This window comes from Clavibacter tessellarius, assembly GCF_001618005.1.
Classification (GTDB): domain Bacteria; phylum Actinomycetota; class Actinomycetes; order Actinomycetales; family Microbacteriaceae; genus Clavibacter; species Clavibacter tessellarius_A.
The window spans coordinates 51,557-70,509 of record NZ_LQXA01000034.1; the positions used below are offsets into that span (position 1 = coordinate 51,557).

Sequence of the window (18,953 nt, forward strand, 5' to 3'; positions counted from 1 at the left end):
GCCGGCGGGGCGCGCCGTCCCGCGTCACCGCGGGGTGAGCTCGCCGGACTGCATGCCCGAGATGAGCGCCTGCGCCGTGATGTTGATCCCGGCGGGCAGCGGCATCGTGTCGCGCTCGTCGAGGTCCGGCCAGACCACGCTCTGGAGGCGCAGGTCCACGGCCTGGTAGCCCGCGAGAGGCGACAGCCCGAGCATCACGTGCGGGCGCGCCTTGCCGAGCGCCGTGAAGTGGCCGAGGAGCGCGCTGATGGTGACGGGCTGCCCGGACGCCATGATCTTCACGACGTGCGTGTCCGCGGGCAGCGACAGCAGGCGCGCGGTGGCGTCGCGGACGAGCCCCGCGCAGTCGTCGGCGTAGAGGTAATCGCGCACCGTCTCGAGCGGCACGTAGATGGACGCGGGCGTGGGGGAGAGGTTCGCGCGCGCGAGCTGCGTGATGAGCCCCTGCGGCTTGCCGACGGCCTGGCGCGGACCGTAGAGGTTCGCGATGCGGCCGACGAGCGTGCGGACCCCGGCACGCTCGCCGAACGCGCGCACGAGGCCCTCGGCCCGGAGCTTCGCCTCGCCGTAGGGCGCGAGCGGGCGCGGCTCGGAGGCCTCCGTGAAGGGCGGGCGCGCGGCGCCCGCGTAGACGCCGCCCGCGGACGACGAGTAGAACAGTGCGCCGCCCGGGGCGGGCGCGGCCGAGGCGGCGACGGCGATCTCGTCGAGCACCGCGTGGAGCTGCGCGAGCTCGTGCTCCAGCTGCGCGCGCGTGCTGCCCGTGACGGCCGCGCCGGCGCACCACATCACGGCCCAGCGCCCGGCGGCGCGCCCCGCCTCGAGGAGCCGTCCGGCGCCGGCGCGCGCCGCGCGGCGCATCACGGCCTCGTCTGCGGTCGCCCAGGGGAGCGGATCCGCGGCGACGGGCGCCCAGCGGGGGTCCGCCGTCAGCGCGTCGACCAACGACGCGCCGAGGAGGCCCCGCGCGCCGATGATCCAGACCGGGACGGGCGCGGTCACACGTGTCCGCGCGCCGGCCGGCCGTGCGGCCCGTCCAGCGGGTCGCGCACGATGAGGTACGCGGGACGGCCCTGCGCCATGCCCACGGCCACGCCGACGTACTCCGCGATGATCCCGAGCGAGAACAGGATGATGCCGCTCGACGCGAGGATCGTGACGATCGTCGACGCCCAGCCCGCCGGGACCGAGTAGTCGGTGAGGCGGCTGACGACGATGACGATGACGAAGATCAGCGCCACCACCAGGAACAGCGCCCCGAGCACGCTCACGGCGCGGAGGCCCCGGGTGCCGCTGGAGAGCACCATGCGCCAGAAGTGCGAGAACAGGCGGCGCGGCGAGTAGCCGGACTGGCGCTCGCCCTCGTCCCGCAGCGTGATGGGGCAGGTGGAGACGCGGTTCGCGACCCAGCCGAGCGCGATGTCGAGGTACACGCCCGAGCCCGCGTAGGCCGCGACGCTGCGGCCGACCGAGCCGAGCATCAGACGGTAGCTCTGGAACTGCTCCGCGTCCTGGTCGGACGACATGGCGTTGAGGACGACCTTCGCGCCGCGGGAGGCGACGTTGCGCAGGAGGCCGTGCGACGGCGTGTTCGTGGGCTTCGCGTAGACGACCGAGGCGAGCTCGCGCATGGCGACGTCGAGCATGTCGGGGATGAAGCCCGGGTCGTGCTGCCCGTCCTCGTCGAGGGTGACGATCCAGTCGCCCCCGGAGGAGGCCATGCCCGCGAGGGTCGCGGCGTGCTGCCCGAAGTTGCGGCTCAGCCAGATGGGCCGCACGAAGGGGTGCAGGCGCTTGAGGTCGCGGATGACGCGGGGGGACCCGTCGCGCCCGTTGTCGAAGACGAGCAGCACCTCGGTGACCGCGTAGCTGTGGCCCTCGCGGGTGATCTGCGGCACCGTGAACGGCTGGATCTCCGCGAGCAGCGCCTCGAGCGTCAGCTCGCCCTGGTACACGGGGATGACGACCGAGATGGAGTGGTCGGGCGGCAACGCGGCCCGGGCGGCATCCGCGGGCGGGGCGGCGCTCACGCGGCGTCCCGGGCCGACCGCGACATGCGCCGGCCGAGGTAGACGTACACGAGGCGGCGGGACAGCGCCTTCGCGCGGGCCATCAGGTCGCCGAGCCGGACGTCGGCGCGGGACACGACGTGCGGGTGCTCCTCGAGCACCCAGTGGTGGAAGCCCGCGGCCGCGCTTGCCTGCTCGCCCGCGAGGCGCACGCTCCACTGGGAGTCGGAGATGCGGAAGCCGGCGAGGGCCTTCGGGCCCACCGACGCGAAGTCGCCGCGCAGCAGGACCTTGGCGTACGTGGTCTCGTCGATGAGATAGGGCCAGCGGGAGTCCCACCAGCCCACGGCCTCGAGGTCCGCCCGGCGCATGAGCACGCAGCCGGGCTCGCCGAAGATGTTGGTGCCCGAGCGGATCGTGCGCCGGACGGCCTGGGCGCCGGACATCGCGAGGCGCGCTCCGGCGACGCCGTGGTCGCGCACGATCGGCCGGCTGTCCGCGTCCACGATGTCGCGCGGGGAGGCCACGAGCACGACCGACGGGGAGGCGTCGAGCTCCGCCACCTGGCGCTCGAGGATGGTGGGGTAGAGCAGGTCGTCGCCGCAGACGAGCTTGACGAGCTCGCCGCGCGCCTCCTGGCTCACGCGGTTCCAGTTGCGGAGGGCCCCGCCGCCCGCCTCGGTGCGCAGGAGGCGCACACGCGGGTCGTCGGCGTAGCGCTGCATCACGTCCCAGGTCCCGTCGGTGGAGGAGTGGTCCGCGATCACGACCTCGAAGTCGTCGTACGTCTGCGCCAGCACGGAGTCGACCGTCTCCTGGAGGTAGTCGGCGTTGTTGTAGGCGGGGATGACGATCGAGACGCGTGGGGCCACGGGGCTCTCCTTCGGCGATGCAGGAGGGGACGCGCTCGGGTCGCTGCCCACCGAGCACGTCGACGTGCGACGGGGACCGTGGGCGACCGCGGAGCGCGTGCGGACGGGGGCCATCCTCTCACGGCGCCCGCGCGCGATCGGGGAGGCGGTCGCCCGCAGCGGGTCCGTCCTCACGAGCCGCCGGGGAGCCAGGCATTAGGGTGAGTCGCGCCCTACCAGCCCCGCCGGTCCCGGGCCGCACACGACGAACGGACACCTCCTCAACATGCGCAGCAAGCTCCTGTGGCCGACGGCCGCCGTCGCCGCCACGGTGGCGGGCGCGATCATCCCGATGCTCTTCTTCCGCCGGTACTACTTCGTGAACGACACGGAGGCGGGGGCGTTCGGGCAGTGGTGGGAGATCGGCGACCGGCTCATGTCGGGGAACTGGTCGCTGCTCAACCCGACCGTCTGGCAGTCCGGCAACTACCAGGCCGAGGGCGCCTGGGGCATCTACAGCCCGTTCATCTGGCTGATCGGCCTCGGCTCGCACGTGCTGTTCGACGCCGCCCTGTACTCCACCATCGTGAAGCTCGCGTGCCTGGCGATCGGATCGGCCGGCTTCTTCGTCCTCGCCCGCAGCTACGGCATCCCCCGCGCCTGGTCCGCGGTCGTCGCCACGGCCGCGCCCCTGGCCGGCTTCACCCTCTTCTACGACGCACCGTCCTGGGTGAACGGCCTCATGGCCTGGTGCTGGTGGCCCCTCGCGGTGGGCCTCACCCGGCGGAGCGTCCTCCTCAACCGCACGCCGTACGGCGGGATCGCGGCCTCCCTGCTGCTCATCGGCATCGGGTACGTCTCCACGACCCTCATGCTCGCGGCGGCCCTCGCGGCCATCCTCTTCGAGGCCGTGCTGCGACGCGACCGGGGCGCGATCTGGCGGGCGCTCGCCGCGTCGACGGTCGCCGGCCTCTTCACGATCGTCGTCCACCTCCCCGGCCTGCTCACCGCGTCGGTGTCCGGCCGCAACGAGGGCGTGGTGAACACGGGCTTCCTCGGCGTCGACCTCAGCGACCTCGCCATCTCGGCCATCCCGACGGGCGGGCCGTTCATGGAGACGTACGGGAGCCAGTTCCCCGGCTCCCCGCTCACCTACATCTCCTGGCTCCTCCCGCTGGTGGTGCTCATCCGGCCCCGCGAGCTCGGCCGCCTCCTGCGCTCCCGTCCGAGCCTCGTCGTGATCGCCGTGGTGGCCCTCGTCGCCGTGAGCGCGCCGTCCCAGATCGGCCCGCTGCGCTTCCCCGTCCGGGTCCTCCCGTTCGTGGCCGGCTCCGTCCTGCTGATCCTGGCGCTCGGCCTGTCGCGCGCACGACGCACCGTCGTCACGCGGCGGCACCTCGCGGTGGCCCTGCTCATCGTCGTCGCGACCGGCGCGCTCATGGGCCTGCAGGCGCCCCGCGAGTGGCGCGCCATCGTCGTCGGCATGCTCGTGTCGGCCGTCCTCGTCGGGGTGGCGATGGGAGTCGCGGGAGCGGACCTCGGCCGGGTGTCCGCCCTGCCGCTCCTCCGGCGCGTCGTGCGCACCCGCGACGCCGGCGGGGTGACCCGCGGGCTCGCGATGATGGCCGTCGCGGGGACCCTCGTCGCGCTCGTCCCGCAGCACGCCTTCTCGCCGGCCTCGCCGCTCACCAGCTACTGGCTGCCCTCCGACGTCGTCGAGTACTCGACCCAGCTGCCCGACTCGCGTGGCGACGTCCTCGTGGTCGGCTGGTCGGACGACGACTTCTACGACGAGTCGCTGGCCGGCAACTCCTGGTACATCACCGGCAAGCCGGTGCAGAACGCCTACTCGTCCGTCTACTACCCGGGCTACTCCAAGGCCGTCTGCATGCAGTACAACGGCTTCACCTGCGGCCAGCTCTACGAGCAGCTCTTCCAGCCGGTGCAGCGCTCGGAGACGGGGACCGACCTCGTCGACCTGCTGGGCGTCAGCACGGTGCAGATCGTCAAGATCCAGCGCGGCCTCGACTCCTCGCGCGCCGTGCCGTCCGCGGACTGGACGGTCGTCCCCGAGGGGTGGCACGTCGTCCAGGACACCCCGCACACGCGCACGATCGTGCGCGACCAGCCCGTCGCCGGCGCCGGCGGCATCGCGTGGACCTCCGCGGGCACGTCGGCCACCGTCCTCCACCAGGATCCGATGGGCACCACCTTCCGGATCGACTCCGTGCCGGCGGACGGCGGGCGCGTCGCCCTGTCCCTCATCCCCTGGCCGGGCTACCAGGTCGACGGCGGCACGCTCTCCGCGGATCCCGTCGACGACATGCTCCTCGGCGTGGACGTGACGGCGGCGGACGAGGGCCGCACCGTCACGGTCTCCTTCTGGAGCCCCGGGTGGCAGGTCCAGCTGGGCTCGGGGATCCTCATGCTCGTCCTCATCGTCGTCTGGGCGCTCCTGCGCCGGCGGGCGCGGAAGCGCGCGTGAGCGGGGGAGCGGGCGTGGACGCGGGGGCGCGCGTCGTCGCGGTCGTCGTGGCCTGGAACCGGCGCGACCTCGTGGTCGAGACCCTGGCGGCGCTCGCCGCGCAGACCGCGCGGCTGCACGAGGTGGTCGTCATCGACAACGCCTCGACGGACGGCTCGGCCGACGTCATCCGCGAGCGCTTCCCGGACGTGGCCCTCACGACGCTGCCGACGAACACCGGCGGGGCGGGCGGCTTCACGGCCGGCATCGAGCGCGCGCTCACGGCGCACGACGCCGAGCTCGTCTGGCTGATGGACGACGACACCGTGCCGGATCCCACCGCGCTCGAGGAGCTGCTCCGCGCCCGCGCCGCCGCCCCGCGCGGCACCGTCGTGCTCGCGTCCGCGGTGCGCTGGACGGACGGGCGCCCGCATCCCATGAACACGCCGCGCACGAGGCCGTCGGCGAGCCGCCGGAGCATCGCGCGTGCCGCCGAGCACGGCTGCACGCCCGTCCGCACGGCGTCGTTCGTGTCGATGATGATCGAGGCCGACGCCATCCGCGCGCACGGGCTGCCGATGGCCGACTACTTCCTCTGGAACGACGACTTCGAGTACTCGTCCCGGCTGCTCCGTCGGGGGCGCGGGTACCTGGTGCACGGCAGCACGGTCGAGCACCGCACGCGCACGTTCGGGTCGACCGACGTGGATCCCGGTGCCCGGTTCGTGTTCGAGGTCCGCAACAAGATCTGGATGCTGCTGCGCTCCCGAGCGCTGTCGCCCGCCGAGCGGGTCCTCTACGCCGGGGCCGCCCTCGTCAGCTGGACCCGCACGATCGCCCGCTCCGGCGACCGCGGGCTGCTCCTGCGCGGCCTGGTCGACGGCGTCCGCCAGGGGCTCGCCCGCCCTCCTCGACCCGCGCACGAGGTGCTCGACGGCCTCGGCGAGATCACCGCCGGCATCCGACGCCTCGAGGGATCCGCCGGCCGCTGACGCCGCCGGTTCAGTCGCGGCGGTAGGGCACCTCGGAGGAGGCCGTCCGCACCGTGCCGTCGGCGGGATCGGCGGGGCGGCCGACGTGCGACGCGACGAGGTAGAGCGGCCGGTTCTGCACCTCGGCGTACACCCGCCCGAGGTAGCTCCCCAGCACGCTGAGCATGATGATCTGCACGCCGCCCACGAAGAGGATGGCGATCACGGTGAACGTCCACCCGGGGACGACGCTCGACGGGTCGATGGCCCGGCTCACCAGGACGTACACGACGGCCAGCGCGCTGAGCGCCGACACGACGAGGCCCACGAGCTGGATGAGCTTCAGCGGGAACGTCGAGAAGCCGAGGATCCCGTCGGCGGCGAACTTGATCATCTTCCGCAGCGGGTAGCCGGTGACGCCCGCGTGGCGCTCGTCGCGGTCGAACTGCACGCTCGTCTGCCGGAAGCCGACGTAGGACACCATGCCGCGGAGGAAGCGGTTCCGCTCCGGGAAACGCTTGACGGCGTCGATGACCTTCCGGTCGATGAGCCGGAAGTCCCCGGTGTCGCGGGGGATGTCGATCTCGGCGACGAGCGCGAGCGTGCGGTAGAACGCGCCCGCGGTGGCCTTCTTGAAGAGCGAGTCCTTGCGCGTGCGCCGCTGCGCGTAGACGACGTTGTAGCCCTCCTGCCAGCGGCGGATGAGCTCGACGGCGACGCGCGGGGGATCCTGCAGGTCGGTGTCCATGATGACCGCCGCGTCGCCCGAGGCGTGATCGAGGCCGGCGGTGACCGCGATCTGGTGCCCGAAGTTGCGGGAGAAGTCGATGACCTGCACGCGGTCGTCCGCGGCGGCCAGCGCGTGGAGGCGCTCGAGGGACCCGTCGGCCGACCCGTCGTTCACGTAGATGAACTCGAAGCGCATGCCGAGCTGCGCCGCGTCCAGCTCCTCGTGGAGCGTCCGCGTGAACACGTCGATGCTCCCCTCCTCGTTGAAGGTGGGGAGGATGAAGCTCACGAGCGGCGCGGGCGTCTGGTGCTGGTCTGCTGTCACGTGCGGGAGTCCCTCGTCGGAAGCGTGTCGTGGTGGGCGGCAGGGCGTCGCAGGGCGTCGCCGGGTGCGCGGCTCAGCCTATGTCGATGCGGTAGAGCACGGCCGCCGCGCCGGTCGACGGGTCGTAGACCTCCCGTGCCACCTCCACGAGCCCGGGGACCTCCGCGGGGTCCACCCCGTCCGTGCACTCCGAGAGGGCGAGGTACCACCGGATGCCCGCGGCCTCGGTGGCCTGCGGGTCGACGCGACCGGCGGTCAGCGCCTCCCGCGCGGCGTCCACCGCGCCCTTGTCCTGGGGCCAGGCCATCCCGAGGTTGTAGTGCGCGACGGATCGGCCGGAGTCGATCTTCACGATCTGGGGATCGAGGCACGGGCCGGCCACGACGGCTCCCTCCGTGACGTCGGCGGTCACGTCCCGGATGGCCCGGTCCGCGGGCTCCTGGAACGTGATCTGCCCGGTGCCGCGCCCGGCGATGAAGAAGCGCGCCCAGTCCACGGCGCTCGCGGCGCCGACGGCCACGATCACGACGGCGGCCGCCGCGACGACGGCGCGGGTACGACGCGGGGCGGGGCGGTCGGCGCCGTCCTCGGGGACCGGGCGGAGCGTCCGCACCGCGACGTCGAGCAGCACGGGGACGATGGTCACGGCGATGAGCAGGAACGAGTCGATCCAGAGCCGGTAGGGCTCCTGGTTCGCGCGCCACAGGTCGTTGGTCGAGGTCATGGCCCAGGCGAGCATCGCGCCGGACGCGTAGGCGATCCAGATGGTGCGCCGGGCGCGGATGCCCGCGACGAGGATCACGATGAGCGGCAGGAGGAGCGCGGCGCCCGCCAGGGGACCGAGCGGCAGGGCCACCCCCAGGTCCTTGCTCGACGCGACCCGGTAGGAGAGGAACGGGTCTCCCGCCGCCGACGCGAGCACGGTCGTCACGATCTGCGGCATCGTCGCGAGGAGCGCTGCGCCAATGGGCACGAGCGCGAGTCCCCGGGTGCGTCCGATGGTCGCGAGGAGCCCCGGGACGGTGGGGACCAGGCCGACGACGAAGGCGGGGAGGGGCCCGACGGTCCCCGCGACGACGACCGCGAGGGCGAGGGAGACCGGCACGAGCACCGCGGACAGCACGAGGAGGCGCCGTCGAGGGCGCTCGAGCACGGCGTACGCGGCGACCACGTAGAAGGAGAGGAAGACGGTCGCGAGGAACGCGTAGACGTGCACGTTGAGCAGGCCGCCGACCACGACGCCCACCAGCACGAGCGTGACGAAGCGCGAGCGGCGGGACGACCCGCGGAGCGTGGGCACCAGGGCGGCGAGGAACGCGATGCCGGCGACGGAGAGCGCGGCGGCCTCGCCGTTCAGCGTGAACAGCACCCCGAACGGCCCCCAGAGGACGGCGTGCGAGCTCATCTGCCAGAACCACGCGCCCGGGCCCGAGGTCCAGGCGAACGTCCCGAGCATGAGCGGCGCGAAGCCGAGGACGCCGGTCCACGCGCGGCCCGAGACCCGGATGCAGGCGATGGCGATGGCCGCCACGAGGCCCGCCTGGATGAGGGTGCCGACGACGTTCCAGGCCGTGACCGGCCCGATCCCCGTGAGGTGACCGACGGCGCCGAGCACGAGGTAGTAGAGGTGCGGGTACGTGTTGCGGCCGGACTCGGTGAACGGCTCGACCGAGGCGAAGTCCCCGCGCGCGAAGTTGACCACCATCGACAGGTAGGAGAGCTGGTCGTACACGAAGTAGTCGCGGAACGACGTCAGCACGCTGGGTGCGCGGTGCACGAGCATCCCGACCTGGGTCACGAGGAAGAGGAGGACGGCGGCCGCGACGGACAGCGCGGACGTCAGGCGCCGGGGCGTGTCCTGCCGCGTGCTCCGGGTGGGGGATTCGAGTGAGGGCACGGGGGTCGATGCTACCAGCCGGGTCGGCGACGGCCCGGGGGCGGACGGGCCGGGACGGCCGGCCGGAGCGGTGCGCTCCTCCCCGGCTCCCCGCGCGCCACGGTGGCTGCGGCCCGCCCCCGGGTAGACTCGGCGGCTCGACGCCCGAGCCCGTCTCGGCCGCGTCCGGCCACCGTCACACGCGACGCTGCGCACGCAGCAGGAGGGACGCGCATGCCCGCCGAGCCCTTCTCCCTCCTCCTCCCCGTGTACCGGGGCGACCGCCCCGAGTTCCTCCGCCGGGCGTTCCGCAGCAGCGTCGACGACCAGACGCTCCGACCGGACGAGGTCGTCGTCGTCCGCGACGGCCCGGTGTCCGCGGAGCTCGCCCGCGCCATGGCGGAGCTCGCGGACGCGTCGCCCGTCCCGGTGGTCACGGTCGGGCTCGAGCGCAACATGGGCCTCGCCCACGCGCTGGAGCGCGGCCTCGACGCGTGCGCGCACGACGTCATCGCGCGCATGGACGCCGACGACATCAGCCTCCCCGAGCGCTTCGCCCGCCAGCTCGCGCTCATCTCGGGCGGCCTCGACCTCGTGGGCACCGGCATGTACGAGTTCGCGGACGAGGTCGGGACCATCGGCGGCCGCCGCACCCCGCCCGTCGGCGCCGACGCCATCTCCCGGTACGCCCGCTTCCACGACCCGTTCAACCACCCCACCGTGGTCTACCGCCGCGCGGCCGTGCGGCGCGCCGGCGGGTACCTCCCGCTCGGCCTCATGGAGGACTACTACCTCTTCGCCCGCATGATCCAGTCGGGCGCCCGGGTGGACAACCTCCCCGACCCGCTCGTGATGTACCGCGTGAGCGCGGGCGCCTACGCCCGGCGCGGCGGTGTCGCCCAGCTGCGCGCGGAGCTGCGGCTCCAGCGCGAGTTCCGCCGCCGCCGGTTCACGTCGCCCGCGCAGGCGGCGCGCAACGTGCTCGTCCGCGGCAGCTACCGCCTCATCCCCGAGGCCGTGCGCCGGGGCCTGTACCGCCGCCTGATCACGCGCGACCGGACGGTCCCCCAGGCCCGCGCCTGATCCCCCGTTACCCTTGACCAGTCCCGTCGAGCGCCCGTCGGGCGCCACCCCAGCAAAGGAATGTGCCATGAGCCCTGATCTCGTAGTGGTCGGGTCCGGTTTCTTCGGACTCACGATCGCGGAGCGCGTCGCCGAGGAGCTGGGCCTCAAGGTCCTCGTCATCGACCGCCGCGACCACATCGGCGGCAACGCGTACAGCGAGATGGACCCGGAGACGGGCATCGAGGTGCACCGCTACGGCGCGCACCTGTTCCACACCTCGAACGAGACGGTGTGGGAGTACGTCAACCGCTTCACGGACTTCACGCCCTACGTGCACCGCGTCTACACGGAGCACGAGGGCGAGGTCTTCCCGCTGCCGATCAACCTCGGCACCATCAACCAGTTCTTCCGCTCGGCGCACGGCCCCGCCGCCGCGCGCGAGCTCATCGCCGAGCAGGCCTCCGAGCTCGACGCCGGCGAGGCGAGGAACCTCGAGGAGAAGGGCATCTCCCTCATCGGGCGCCCGCTCTACGAGGCCTTCATCCGCGACTACACGGCCAAGCAGTGGCAGACGGATCCCACGGACCTGCCCGCCGAGGTCATCAGCCGCCTCCCCGTGCGCTACACGTACGACAACCGCTACTTCAACGACACGCACGAGGGCCTGCCCGTGCAGGGCTACACGGCCTGGCTCGAGCGCATGGCCGACCACCCGAACATCGAGGTGCGCCTCGAGACCGACTTCTTCGACGAGACCCAGGAGGTCAACCGGGCGTCGGTCGTCGGCACGGTGCCCGTCGTCTACACCGGGGCCATCGACCGCTACTTCGACTACTCGGAGGGCGCGCTCTCGTGGCGCACGCTCGACTTCGAGCGCGAGGTGCTCCCGGTCGGCGACTTCCAGGGCACGCCCGTCATGAACTACGCCGACTCCGACGTGCCGTTCACGCGCATCCACGAGTTCCGCCACTTCCACCCCGAGCGCGACGCGCCCGCGGACAAGACGGTCATCATGCGCGAGTACTCGCGCTTCGCCGAGGGCGACGACGAGCCGTACTACCCGGTCAACACCGCGGCCGACCGCGAGGGCCTCCTCAAGTACCGCGAGCTCGCGAAGCAGGAGGAGGGCGTCTTCTTCGGCGGCCGCCTCGGCACGTACCAGTACCTCGACATGCACATGGCCATCGGCGCGGCGCTCTCGATGTACGAGAACAAGCTGAAGCCCGTCCTCGCGAAGGACGCCTCCTGATGGCCGCCGCGGACCAGGGCGCCCCCGTGCAGCTCGACCTCATCCAGCGCGTCATCCTGCCCTCCGACCACGACCCGGACATCCTCCCGCTCTACGTGGACGCCGACTACTGGACGAGCATCCCCGTGACGCCGCAGAAGCGCCGCCGCTCGCCGCTGCGCGTGGTCGACTCGGACGCGGACAAGGCCGTCGTCCGCCTCAGCGACATGGGCATCACCAGCGCCATCACGGGCGACCGCGGCTTCCGGGTCCCGCACCGCCGCAAGGTCTCGTTCGGCACCTACTTCAACGCGTTCCCCGCGTCCTACTGGCGCTCCAGCACCAGCCTCGACGGCGTCGTGCTCGAGGTCGAGACGACCGGCAGCGGACAGGTCATCGTGTACCGCTCCAACGCGCGGGGCGTCATCCAGAAGGTCGACGGCGCGTCGGTGTCGGGTCCCACGACCTCGCGCTTCGAGCTGCCGTTCACCTACTTCGCTGACGGCGGCTGGTACTGGTTCGACCTGATGGGCGAGGAGGCCGACTTCGCGCTCGTCGAGGCGGGCTGGTACGCCCCCGAGGGCACCGTCCCCACGACGGGCGCCGCGGGATCGGTGAGCATCGCGATCACGACGCTCAACCGCGCCGAGTACTGCGTGAAGCTCCTCACGGACATCGGCGAGAAGCCCGACGTCGCGGCGCTCCTGGACCACGTCTACGTCACGGACCAGGGCACGCAGAAGGTCGCCGACCAGCCCGCGTTCCCGCGTGCGCAGGAGCTCCTCGGCGAGAAGCTCCGCGTGATCGACCAGGCCAACCTCGGCGGATCCGGCGGCTTCTCCCGCGGCATGTACGAGACGCTGAAGGAGGGCGCGAGCGACTACGTCCTCGTCATGGACGACGACATCACGCTCGAGCCGGAGAGCATCCGCCGCGCGGTGAAGTTCGCCGACTACGCGCGCACGCCCACGATCGTCGGCGGCCACATGTTCGACATGTACGACAAGAGCAAGCTCCACGCGTACGCCGAGGGCTTCGACATGTGGAACTTCATGTGGGGCCCCGTCACGCCCACGCGCCACGACTTCAGCGCGTCGAACCTCCGCCAGACGCGGTGGATGCACCGCCGGGTCGACGCCGAGTACAACGGCTGGTGGATGTGCCTCATCCCCGTCTCCACGATCAAGCAGGTGGGCCTGTCGCTCCCCGTCTTCATCAAGTGGGACGACGCGGAGTACGCGCTCCGCGCCAAGGAGGTCGGCGTGCCGACCGTCACGCTGCCGGGCGCGGCCGTGTGGCACGTCTCCTGGGTGGACAAGGACGACTCGCAGGACTGGCAGGCGTTCTTCCACGCGCGCAACCGGCTGATCGCCGCCCTGCTGCACTCGCCGTACGAGCGCGGCGGCCGGTTCCTCACGGCGAACCTCGCCACCGACGTGCGTCACCTGGTGTCGATGCAGTACTTCGCGCTCGCGGCGCGCCACGAGGCGTATCGGAACATCCTGCGCGGGCCCCGCGGCCTGCACCAGGACATGGTCACGCGCCTCGCCCGCACCAGGGAGCTCGCGAAGGGCTTCAGCGACGGGATGCCGATCAAGGACCGCGCCGCGCTGCCGGACATCGTGGCTCCCGACAAGCCGCACGGCCGCGTCAGCGGCACCGCGCCGGCGGGCATCATCCGCCTGGCCTGGCTGGCGCGCACGGTCGCCCGCCACGCGTTCTCGCCGCTGAGCGCGTCCGCGAGCCGGGGACCGGAGGCGCACCTCTCGTTCGAGGACGCGCGGTGGTGGGTCGTGCCCTCCTTCGACAGCGTGCTCGTGTCCAACGCGGAGGGCTCCGCCGCCCTGCTCCACCGTCGGGATCCCGCGCTGTTCCGGCGCATGCTGTGGACGAGCCTCGTGCTCCGCTGGCGCATCCTCGCCCGCTGGCCGCAGCTCAAGGCGGCGTACCGCGCGGCTCTGCCCACCATCACCAGCCCGGAATCGTGGGCGCGCACCTTCGGCGTCGACCAGCCGGAGAGCGGGCGCGGGCAGCGCTAGCCGGTCCGCACGCGCGGGCGGCGGGGTGTCCACTGAGAGCAGCCCGCCCCCTCCGCGCTCGGACGGGGTTCCCCCGTGTGTGAGAATCGCATCTCACGCAGTACGCGAGGGGATGTCAGTGGACGACAACGGGGTGGACCACCGGCGCGCGCGCCGACGATCGCGGCTGATCGCCTGCCTGGCCGTCTGGGCCGTGGCGCTGGGCGTCGGGCTCGTGGGGACGGGCGTGGTCGGGGGGCCCGCCGAGCCGGCGCAGGCCGCATCCGGGGCCGACTTCGACCCCGGCATGATCATCAGCGACGCGAAGTTCTTCGACGGGGCCGTCATGTCCCAGCGGGACGTGCAGACCTTCCTGCAGGCCCGGGTGCCGCGGTGCGCGTCCGGCTACGTCTGCCTCACGAACTACGTGCAGGACACCCCCGCGCGCGACGGGGACAGCAGGTGCTCCAGCCTGCAGGCCTCCCGGATGAGCGCGGCGGACGTCGTCTACTGGGTCGGCCGCGCCTGCGGCGTGAGCCAGGCCGCCCTGCTCGTGCTGCTCGAGAAGGAGCAGGGCCTCGTCACCGACAGCACGCCCACGGATCGGCAGTTCCGCAGCGCCACCGGCTACGGCTGCCCGGACACCGCGGCATGCGACTCCACCTACTACGGCTTCTTCAACCAGGTCTACAACGCGGCCCGCCAGTTCAAGGTGTACCAGTCGACGCCGACGCGCTGGAACTACCAGGCCGGCCGGGTCAACACGATCCTGTGGCACCCGAACGCGGCCTGCGGCTCGTCGCAGGTGACGATCCGGAACCAGGCGACGGCCGGCCTCTACATCTACACCCCGTACCGCCCCAACTCCGCGGCGCTGGCCAACCTCTACGGGACGGGCGACTCCTGCTCCTCCTACGGCAACCGGAACTTCTGGCGCCTCTACACCGACTGGTTCGGCAGCACGTCGGACGGCCCGGTGTCCTCGTTCGTCAAGACGGCCACGGACGACAGCGTCTACCTCGTCAGCGGCGGGCAGAAGCACCCGATCACCGACTTCGCGGTGTTCCAGAACCTGTCGGCGCTGGGCGGGATCAGCACGGTCTCCCGCTCCTACCTCGACGCGCTGGCCACGGGGAACGTCGCGTCCGAGCTCGTGCGGGATCCGTCGGACGGGACCGTCAGCCTCGTGCAGGGCGACCGCCGCCATCCCTTCACGTCCTGCGCGCTGGTGGGCGACTACGGATACGGGTGCGGCGACGCCGTGAACCTGGATCCGGGTCAGCTCGCCTCCGTGCCCGCGGCGGGGAACATGAGCGCGTACTTCGTCCTGCCCGGCAGCGGCACGGCCTACCTCCTCGAGGGCGGCGTCAAGTACCCGCTCTCGAGCTGGTCCGCGCTGGTCGGGCTCAACTCGGGCGCGTCGCCGTTCGTGGCCACCATGCGCGCATCGGTGGGGAGCCGCTACGCGACGGGCCACACGGCGCTCGAGCCGGGGACGCTGGCGAAGTCGCCCGCGGGAGCCGACGTGTACCTGATCAACGGGCTGAACAGCAAGGTGGGCGTCCCGTCCTTCGCGGTGACGCAGGAGCTCGGCTTCGGCACGTCGTTCGCGAACGTGGCGGCGCAGACGCTCGACGGCTACACGCGATCCACGGCGAACCTCTCGCTGCTGGTCCGCTGCGGCGGGGTCACGTCGCTCGCCACGCAGGGGCGCGTTGTCGCGGTGGCGAACCCGGGATCCACGGGGCTGCCCGTCACCGATCTGGTCCCCACCACGTGCCGTGCGCTCGACGCGACCGGCGGCACCGTGCAGGGGCCGGTGTTCGTGAAGGGCATCGCCGACTCGACGGTGTTCCTGCTCCAGGGCGGCCAGGCGAAGCCGGTGACCTCCTGGGCGCGGCTCGTGGCCCTGGCGGGCACGTCGTCGCCGACGATCACGACCCTGCGCGACGCGGCGGTCGCCCGCATCGCGGTCGGCGCGGACGCCTGACCCGTCACGCCGGACGTCGAGCCGACGCCGGATACAGTGGGGGCCGCACCGGAAGGACGCGGCGCGGCCCCTCGGCGGTCGTGCTCGCCGTGCGAGGAGGAGAGCGCATGGACCAGCACGACCTCGACGTCGACGCACGCCGCGAGGAGACCCCGCCGCCCGGCATCCTCCTCCGCCTGATCAAGGACGAGCGCATCGCGTTCCTCCTCGTGGGCGGCTTCAACACCGTCATCGGCACCGCGTGGTTCGCCCTGTTCTACCTGCTCTGGGGGCACGCGATCCCGTACCCCGTGGTGCTCGTGATCGCGTGGGCGGTGCAGCTGCCGATCTCGTTCACGCTCCACCGGAAGCTCGTCTTCAAGGTGAGCGGGAACCTCATCCCGGACTTCTCGCGGTACACCCTGGTGAACCTCGTGCCGCTGCTCGCCAACATGCTGCTGCTGCCGCTCGTCGTGGAGACGACGCCGCTGCAGCCGATCGTGGCGCAGATCCTCGTGACGATCGTCATCACGGTCGCCACGTACACCGGCCACAAGTTCTTCTCGTTCCGCCGGCCGCGCGACGAGGCGGTCCGCTGATCCCGACCGGATGCGCCTCCGCGCCCGGACGTCCGCTCAGGCGGGCAGGGGCTGCGCGGGCAGGCCGTGGCGCCAGCTGCGGCCCTGCGCGGCCTTGACCGCGCAGATCACGAGCAGCACCCAGCCCCACTCCACGAGCGTGACGCTCTCCCCGAGGGACACGACCACGAGCACGACGAGCACGAGCGCGGTCCACACGTAGCCCACGCCGCGCTTGGTGGTCGCGAGCACCCACGAGCGGCCGAGCGCGAGGGCGCAGAACGCGGCGAAGAGCACCAGGCCGACGAGCCCGGCCTGCAGGTAGAGGTCCAGGTAGGCGTTGCGGGCGCTCTCCTGCGCGCCGCGGCTCACGAGGTCGAGGGCGGTGTACGGGTACGCGTCGCGGCGCCACAGGCCGACGAAGCCCCAGCCCTCGATCGTGTTGAGGTCGATGAGGCGCAGCATCTCGCGCCACAGGGCGACGCGCTGCAGGTAGTCGGGGCGGGCCTGCAGGACCTGCAGCACGGGGGAGCGGAAGGCGACGACGAGCATCGCGACCACGGCGGCCAGCACCAGCACCGCGCTGTTCGCGAGCGGCCGGGCCTGCCGCGCGAGATGCCGGAGGCCGAACACCGCCAGGGAGGCGACGGCCAGCACGAGGAAGGTGCCGAGGATCACGGACGAGCGCGTGAGCGACGCGACGAGGAGCGCGACGGTCAGGGAGGCGACGGCGCGCCCGCGCGACACGGACCGGGTGAGCAGCTCGACCGCGAACGTCACGGCCGCGACGAGGGCGAGGGCGCCGAGGGCGTTGCGCTCGCCGAGGAGGCCCTGGATCGGTCCGAGGCGCCCGAGGGCGCCGCGGATGCCGAGGAACGGGATTGGGCCGTCGATGAGGAGCCCGGCGAGCACCTCGAGCGCGAGCGACGACGCGAGGACGAGCCGCAGCACGTCGCCGACGGCGCGCACGATCTGGATCAGGTCGCGGACGACGCCCACGTACACCGCGAGGAACGCGGACGCGGCGAGGTACAGCACGCCGGCGACCGCGTCCGGCTGATAGGCGGTCCAGAGCAGCGTCGCGGCGCACCAGCCCACCAGCAGCAGGAGCGAGACGGGCAGGAGGCCGCGCCACTCCCAGTCCCCGCGCTTGGCGACGAGCGATCCCGCGGCCATCGCGACGAGGGCGGCCACGATGCCGATGAGCCCGGGCCAGCCCATGGTGGCGCGGACGGCGTGCGAGAGGACGGCGGTGCCGATGACGCAGTGCGTGAGGGCGGCGGAGAAGCGCGCCGACCCGAGCAGCTCCGGGAGGCGCTCCGGCAGCGGCAGGCGCGCGGGCAGCGTCATGCGGCGTCCCTCACGGGAGGTCGACGGGGCACCGGGCGGCCACGCGGGTCAGGCGACGCCGGGATCGGCCGGGACCGCGGGGGCGCTGGCGGCGGGGGCGGGCAGGCGGGACGCGTCGGCGACCGCACCCGCGGCGACGGGCGGCCGGCGGGAGTCGACCGGGCCGGGCACGTCCTCGCGCGCGATCATCCCCGAGCGGGTGGCCATCGCGATGACGATGAGGAGCAGCCAGTTGCCCTCGTAGAGCAGACGGCTCTCGGCGAGGCTCTGCACGACGAGCGCGGTCATCAGCAGCAGCGGCGCGAGCGCGAGCGCGCTGTACGGCTCGACCCGGTCGCGGCGGTGCTGCGGGCGGTCGATGGCGGCCCACCAGGAGCGGATGTACGTCGTGACGATGAGGCAGACGAAGACCAGCGCGCCCACGGCACCGAGCTGGAGGAACACGTCGAGGTACGCGTCGTGGGCCTGGAGGTACGTGACGCCGCTGCGCACCGCGAGGCCCTCGAACGGCTTGATCCAGGGGGCCCAGTAGCCGATCCAGCCCCAGCCGACCACGGGGTGCTGCTGCGCGAGCCCGATGACCGACTCCCAGATCTCGAAGCGGCCCGTGAGGTCGGGCGAGCGGCCGAGCAGCTCGAAGACCTCGGCCGTGCGCGTGACGACGATCCCCGCGCCGGCGGCCGCGGCGACCACGACCCCGCCGGCGAGCACGAGCCGTCCGCGGATGCCCACCCGGCGCGCGATGACCGCGAGCACGGCGACCACACCGGTCATGATGAGCGCGACGAGCACGGTGGAGCTGCCCGTGAGCGTGAGCGTGAGGAGGGCCACCGCGATCCACACGGCGGCGGTCCGGCGGTCCGCGGTGCGCGCCGCGAACTGCAGCGCGAAGACGATGAGGCCGAGCAGCGCCACCATGGCGAGGAGGTTGGCGTTGCCGACGACGCCCTGGATGCGGCCGCCCAGGAGCAGCTCGCCGCGCGTCCACGCGAAGGCGGCGGGCGCGCGCGGGCCGTAGTCGGTGAAGAACGGCATGACGGGCTGGCGCACCACGACCGCGATGAACAGCTCGAAGGCCAGCGACAGCCCGAGGATGATGCGAAGCGCCCGGCCCAGCGCCTGGACGATCTCCGCCCACGAGAGCAGCACCACGAGCATCAGCGCCGCCGTGGACGTGGCGAGCTGGATGATCACCCCGAGCGCCGACTCCGGCCGGTACTGCGACCAGGCGATCGACAGCACGGACAGGCCCGTGAAGGCGAGGAACGGCACCGGGAGCACCCGGAGGCGCGGCAGCGGTCGTGCGCGCACGAGCAGGGTGATGCTCGTGATGAGCACGGCGAGCGCGATCGCGCTGAAGCCCCACCAGCTGAGGCTGTTCCGCCACATGTCGCCCGCGAAGGTGGTGACGAGGACGAAGGTCGCGAATGCCCGGAGGGCTCGTCGGCTGGCGGAGGGCATGCCCATCAGGGTAACGGGCCGGGGCGGATCCTCCCGTCCCGCCGGGAGCTCCGCCCGGC

14 protein-coding genes are annotated in these 18,953 nt (G+C 72.7%); 7 read left to right on the forward strand and 7 right to left on the reverse strand.

Going from position 1 to position 18,953, the window contains the following annotated elements:
- Positions 1–24: 24 nt before the first annotated feature.
- Genes AWH51_RS08800 through AWH51_RS08810 form a run of 3 tightly spaced genes read right to left on the reverse strand, consistent with a single transcriptional unit; the run spans position 25 to position 2,881 of the window.
- Positions 25–1,002 carry an NAD-dependent epimerase/dehydratase family protein gene (locus AWH51_RS08800; protein WP_063071706.1) on the reverse strand — a complete coding sequence of 326 codons (978 nt, stop codon included), beginning with the start codon at positions 1,000–1,002 and terminating at the stop codon, positions 25–27.
- Positions 999–2,030 (reverse strand): glycosyltransferase, encoded by a 1,032-nt coding sequence (locus AWH51_RS08805; protein ID WP_217491914.1) that lies wholly within the window; start codon positions 2,028–2,030, stop codon positions 999–1,001. Before AWH51_RS08805 ends, AWH51_RS08800 begins: the two co-directional genes overlap by 4 nt.
- On the reverse strand, positions 2,027–2,881 hold the full coding sequence (locus tag AWH51_RS08810; RefSeq protein WP_063071707.1) for a glycosyltransferase family 2 protein: 855 nt from the start codon (positions 2,879–2,881) through the stop codon (positions 2,027–2,029). Before AWH51_RS08810 ends, AWH51_RS08805 begins: the two co-directional genes overlap by 4 nt.
- Before the next feature lie 265 nt (positions 2,882–3,146).
- On the opposite strand from AWH51_RS08810, the gene AWH51_RS08820 reads away from it, so the two are divergent.
- Positions 3,147–5,345 (forward strand): hypothetical protein, encoded by a 2,199-nt coding sequence (locus tag AWH51_RS08820; RefSeq protein ID WP_063071709.1) that lies wholly within the window; start codon positions 3,147–3,149, stop codon positions 5,343–5,345.
- Positions 5,342–6,316, forward strand: a complete 975-nt coding sequence (locus AWH51_RS08825; RefSeq protein ID WP_254654524.1) for a glycosyltransferase — start codon at positions 5,342–5,344, stop codon at positions 6,314–6,316. Before AWH51_RS08820 ends, AWH51_RS08825 begins: the two co-directional genes overlap by 4 nt.
- A gap of 10 nt (positions 6,317–6,326) precedes the next feature.
- Here AWH51_RS08825 and AWH51_RS08830 read toward each other — a convergent pair whose 3' ends face one another.
- Both AWH51_RS08830 and AWH51_RS08835 read right to left on the reverse strand, forming a co-directional pair.
- Positions 6,327–7,349, reverse strand: coding sequence for a glycosyltransferase family 2 protein (locus AWH51_RS08830; protein ID WP_063071711.1), 1,023 nt, complete (start codon positions 7,347–7,349; stop codon positions 6,327–6,329).
- Positions 7,350–7,422: 73 nt separating this feature from the next.
- Complete coding sequence (locus tag AWH51_RS08835) at positions 7,423–9,246, reverse strand: hypothetical protein (protein ID WP_063071712.1); 1,824 nt, start codon at positions 9,244–9,246, stop codon at positions 7,423–7,425.
- Between the two features lie 213 nt (positions 9,247–9,459).
- Between AWH51_RS08835 and AWH51_RS08840 the strand changes: the two genes are divergently transcribed.
- The 5 genes from AWH51_RS08840 (at position 9,460) to AWH51_RS08860 (ending at position 16,104) form a co-directional block, all read left to right on the forward strand.
- A complete protein-coding gene (locus AWH51_RS08840; RefSeq protein WP_063071713.1) occupies positions 9,460–10,308 on the forward strand; it encodes a glycosyltransferase in 849 nt (282 codons plus the stop codon).
- Between the two features lie 67 nt (positions 10,309–10,375).
- Positions 10,376–11,539 carry a UDP-galactopyranose mutase gene (gene glf, locus AWH51_RS08845; RefSeq protein WP_063071714.1) on the forward strand — a complete coding sequence of 388 codons (1,164 nt, stop codon included), beginning with the start codon at positions 10,376–10,378 and terminating at the stop codon, positions 11,537–11,539.
- Positions 11,539–13,557: a glycosyltransferase gene (locus tag AWH51_RS08850; protein ID WP_063071715.1), complete on the forward strand. Its 2,019-nt coding sequence runs from the start codon at positions 11,539–11,541 to the stop codon at positions 13,555–13,557. The genes glf and AWH51_RS08850 overlap by 1 nt, the downstream gene beginning before the upstream one ends.
- Before the next feature lie 112 nt (positions 13,558–13,669).
- A complete protein-coding gene (locus tag AWH51_RS08855; protein ID WP_254654525.1) occupies positions 13,670–15,526 on the forward strand; it encodes a hypothetical protein in 1,857 nt (618 codons plus the stop codon).
- Positions 15,527–15,633: 107 nt separating this feature from the next.
- Positions 15,634–16,104 (forward strand): GtrA family protein, encoded by a 471-nt coding sequence (locus AWH51_RS08860; protein ID WP_063071716.1) that lies wholly within the window; start codon positions 15,634–15,636, stop codon positions 16,102–16,104.
- A 36-nt stretch (positions 16,105–16,140) separates the two neighbouring features.
- Here the strand turns inward: AWH51_RS08860 and AWH51_RS08865 are convergent, their stop codons facing one another.
- The gene (locus AWH51_RS08865) at positions 16,141–17,433 is read right to left on the reverse strand and encodes an O-antigen ligase family protein (RefSeq protein ID WP_063071717.1); all 1,293 of its coding nucleotides are present in this window, start codon (positions 17,431–17,433) and stop codon (positions 16,141–16,143) included.
- 48 nt (positions 17,434–17,481) lie between these two features.
- Positions 17,482–18,894, reverse strand: coding sequence for an O-antigen ligase family protein (locus tag AWH51_RS08870; protein ID WP_254654526.1), 1,413 nt, complete (start codon positions 18,892–18,894; stop codon positions 17,482–17,484).
- Positions 18,895–18,953 lie beyond the last annotated feature (59 nt).

What these genes read in the sequence shown, in the direction of transcription:
- AWH51_RS08820 (WP_063071709.1), top strand. Translation starts at nt 3,147, where the DNA reads ATGCGCAGCAAGCTCCTGTGGCCGACGGCCGCCGTCGCCGCCACGGTG.
- AWH51_RS08840 (WP_063071713.1), top strand. Translation starts at nt 9,460, where the DNA reads ATGCCCGCCGAGCCCTTCTCCCTCCTCCTCCCCGTGTACCGGGGCGAC.
- glf (WP_063071714.1), top strand. Translation starts at nt 10,376, where the DNA reads ATGAGCCCTGATCTCGTAGTGGTCGGGTCCGGTTTCTTCGGACTCACG.
- AWH51_RS08850 (WP_063071715.1), top strand. Translation starts at nt 11,539, where the DNA reads ATGGCCGCCGCGGACCAGGGCGCCCCCGTGCAGCTCGACCTCATCCAG.
- AWH51_RS08855 (WP_254654525.1), top strand. Translation starts at nt 13,670, where the DNA reads ATGTCAGTGGACGACAACGGGGTGGACCACCGGCGCGCGCGCCGACGA.
- AWH51_RS08860 (WP_063071716.1), top strand. Translation starts at nt 15,634, where the DNA reads ATGGACCAGCACGACCTCGACGTCGACGCACGCCGCGAGGAGACCCCG.
- AWH51_RS08865 (WP_063071717.1), bottom strand. Translation starts at nt 17,433, where the DNA reads ATGACGCTGCCCGCGCGCCTGCCGCTGCCGGAGCGCCTCCCGGAGCTG.
- AWH51_RS08870 (WP_254654526.1), bottom strand. Translation starts at nt 18,894, where the DNA reads ATGCCCTCCGCCAGCCGACGAGCCCTCCGGGCATTCGCGACCTTCGTC.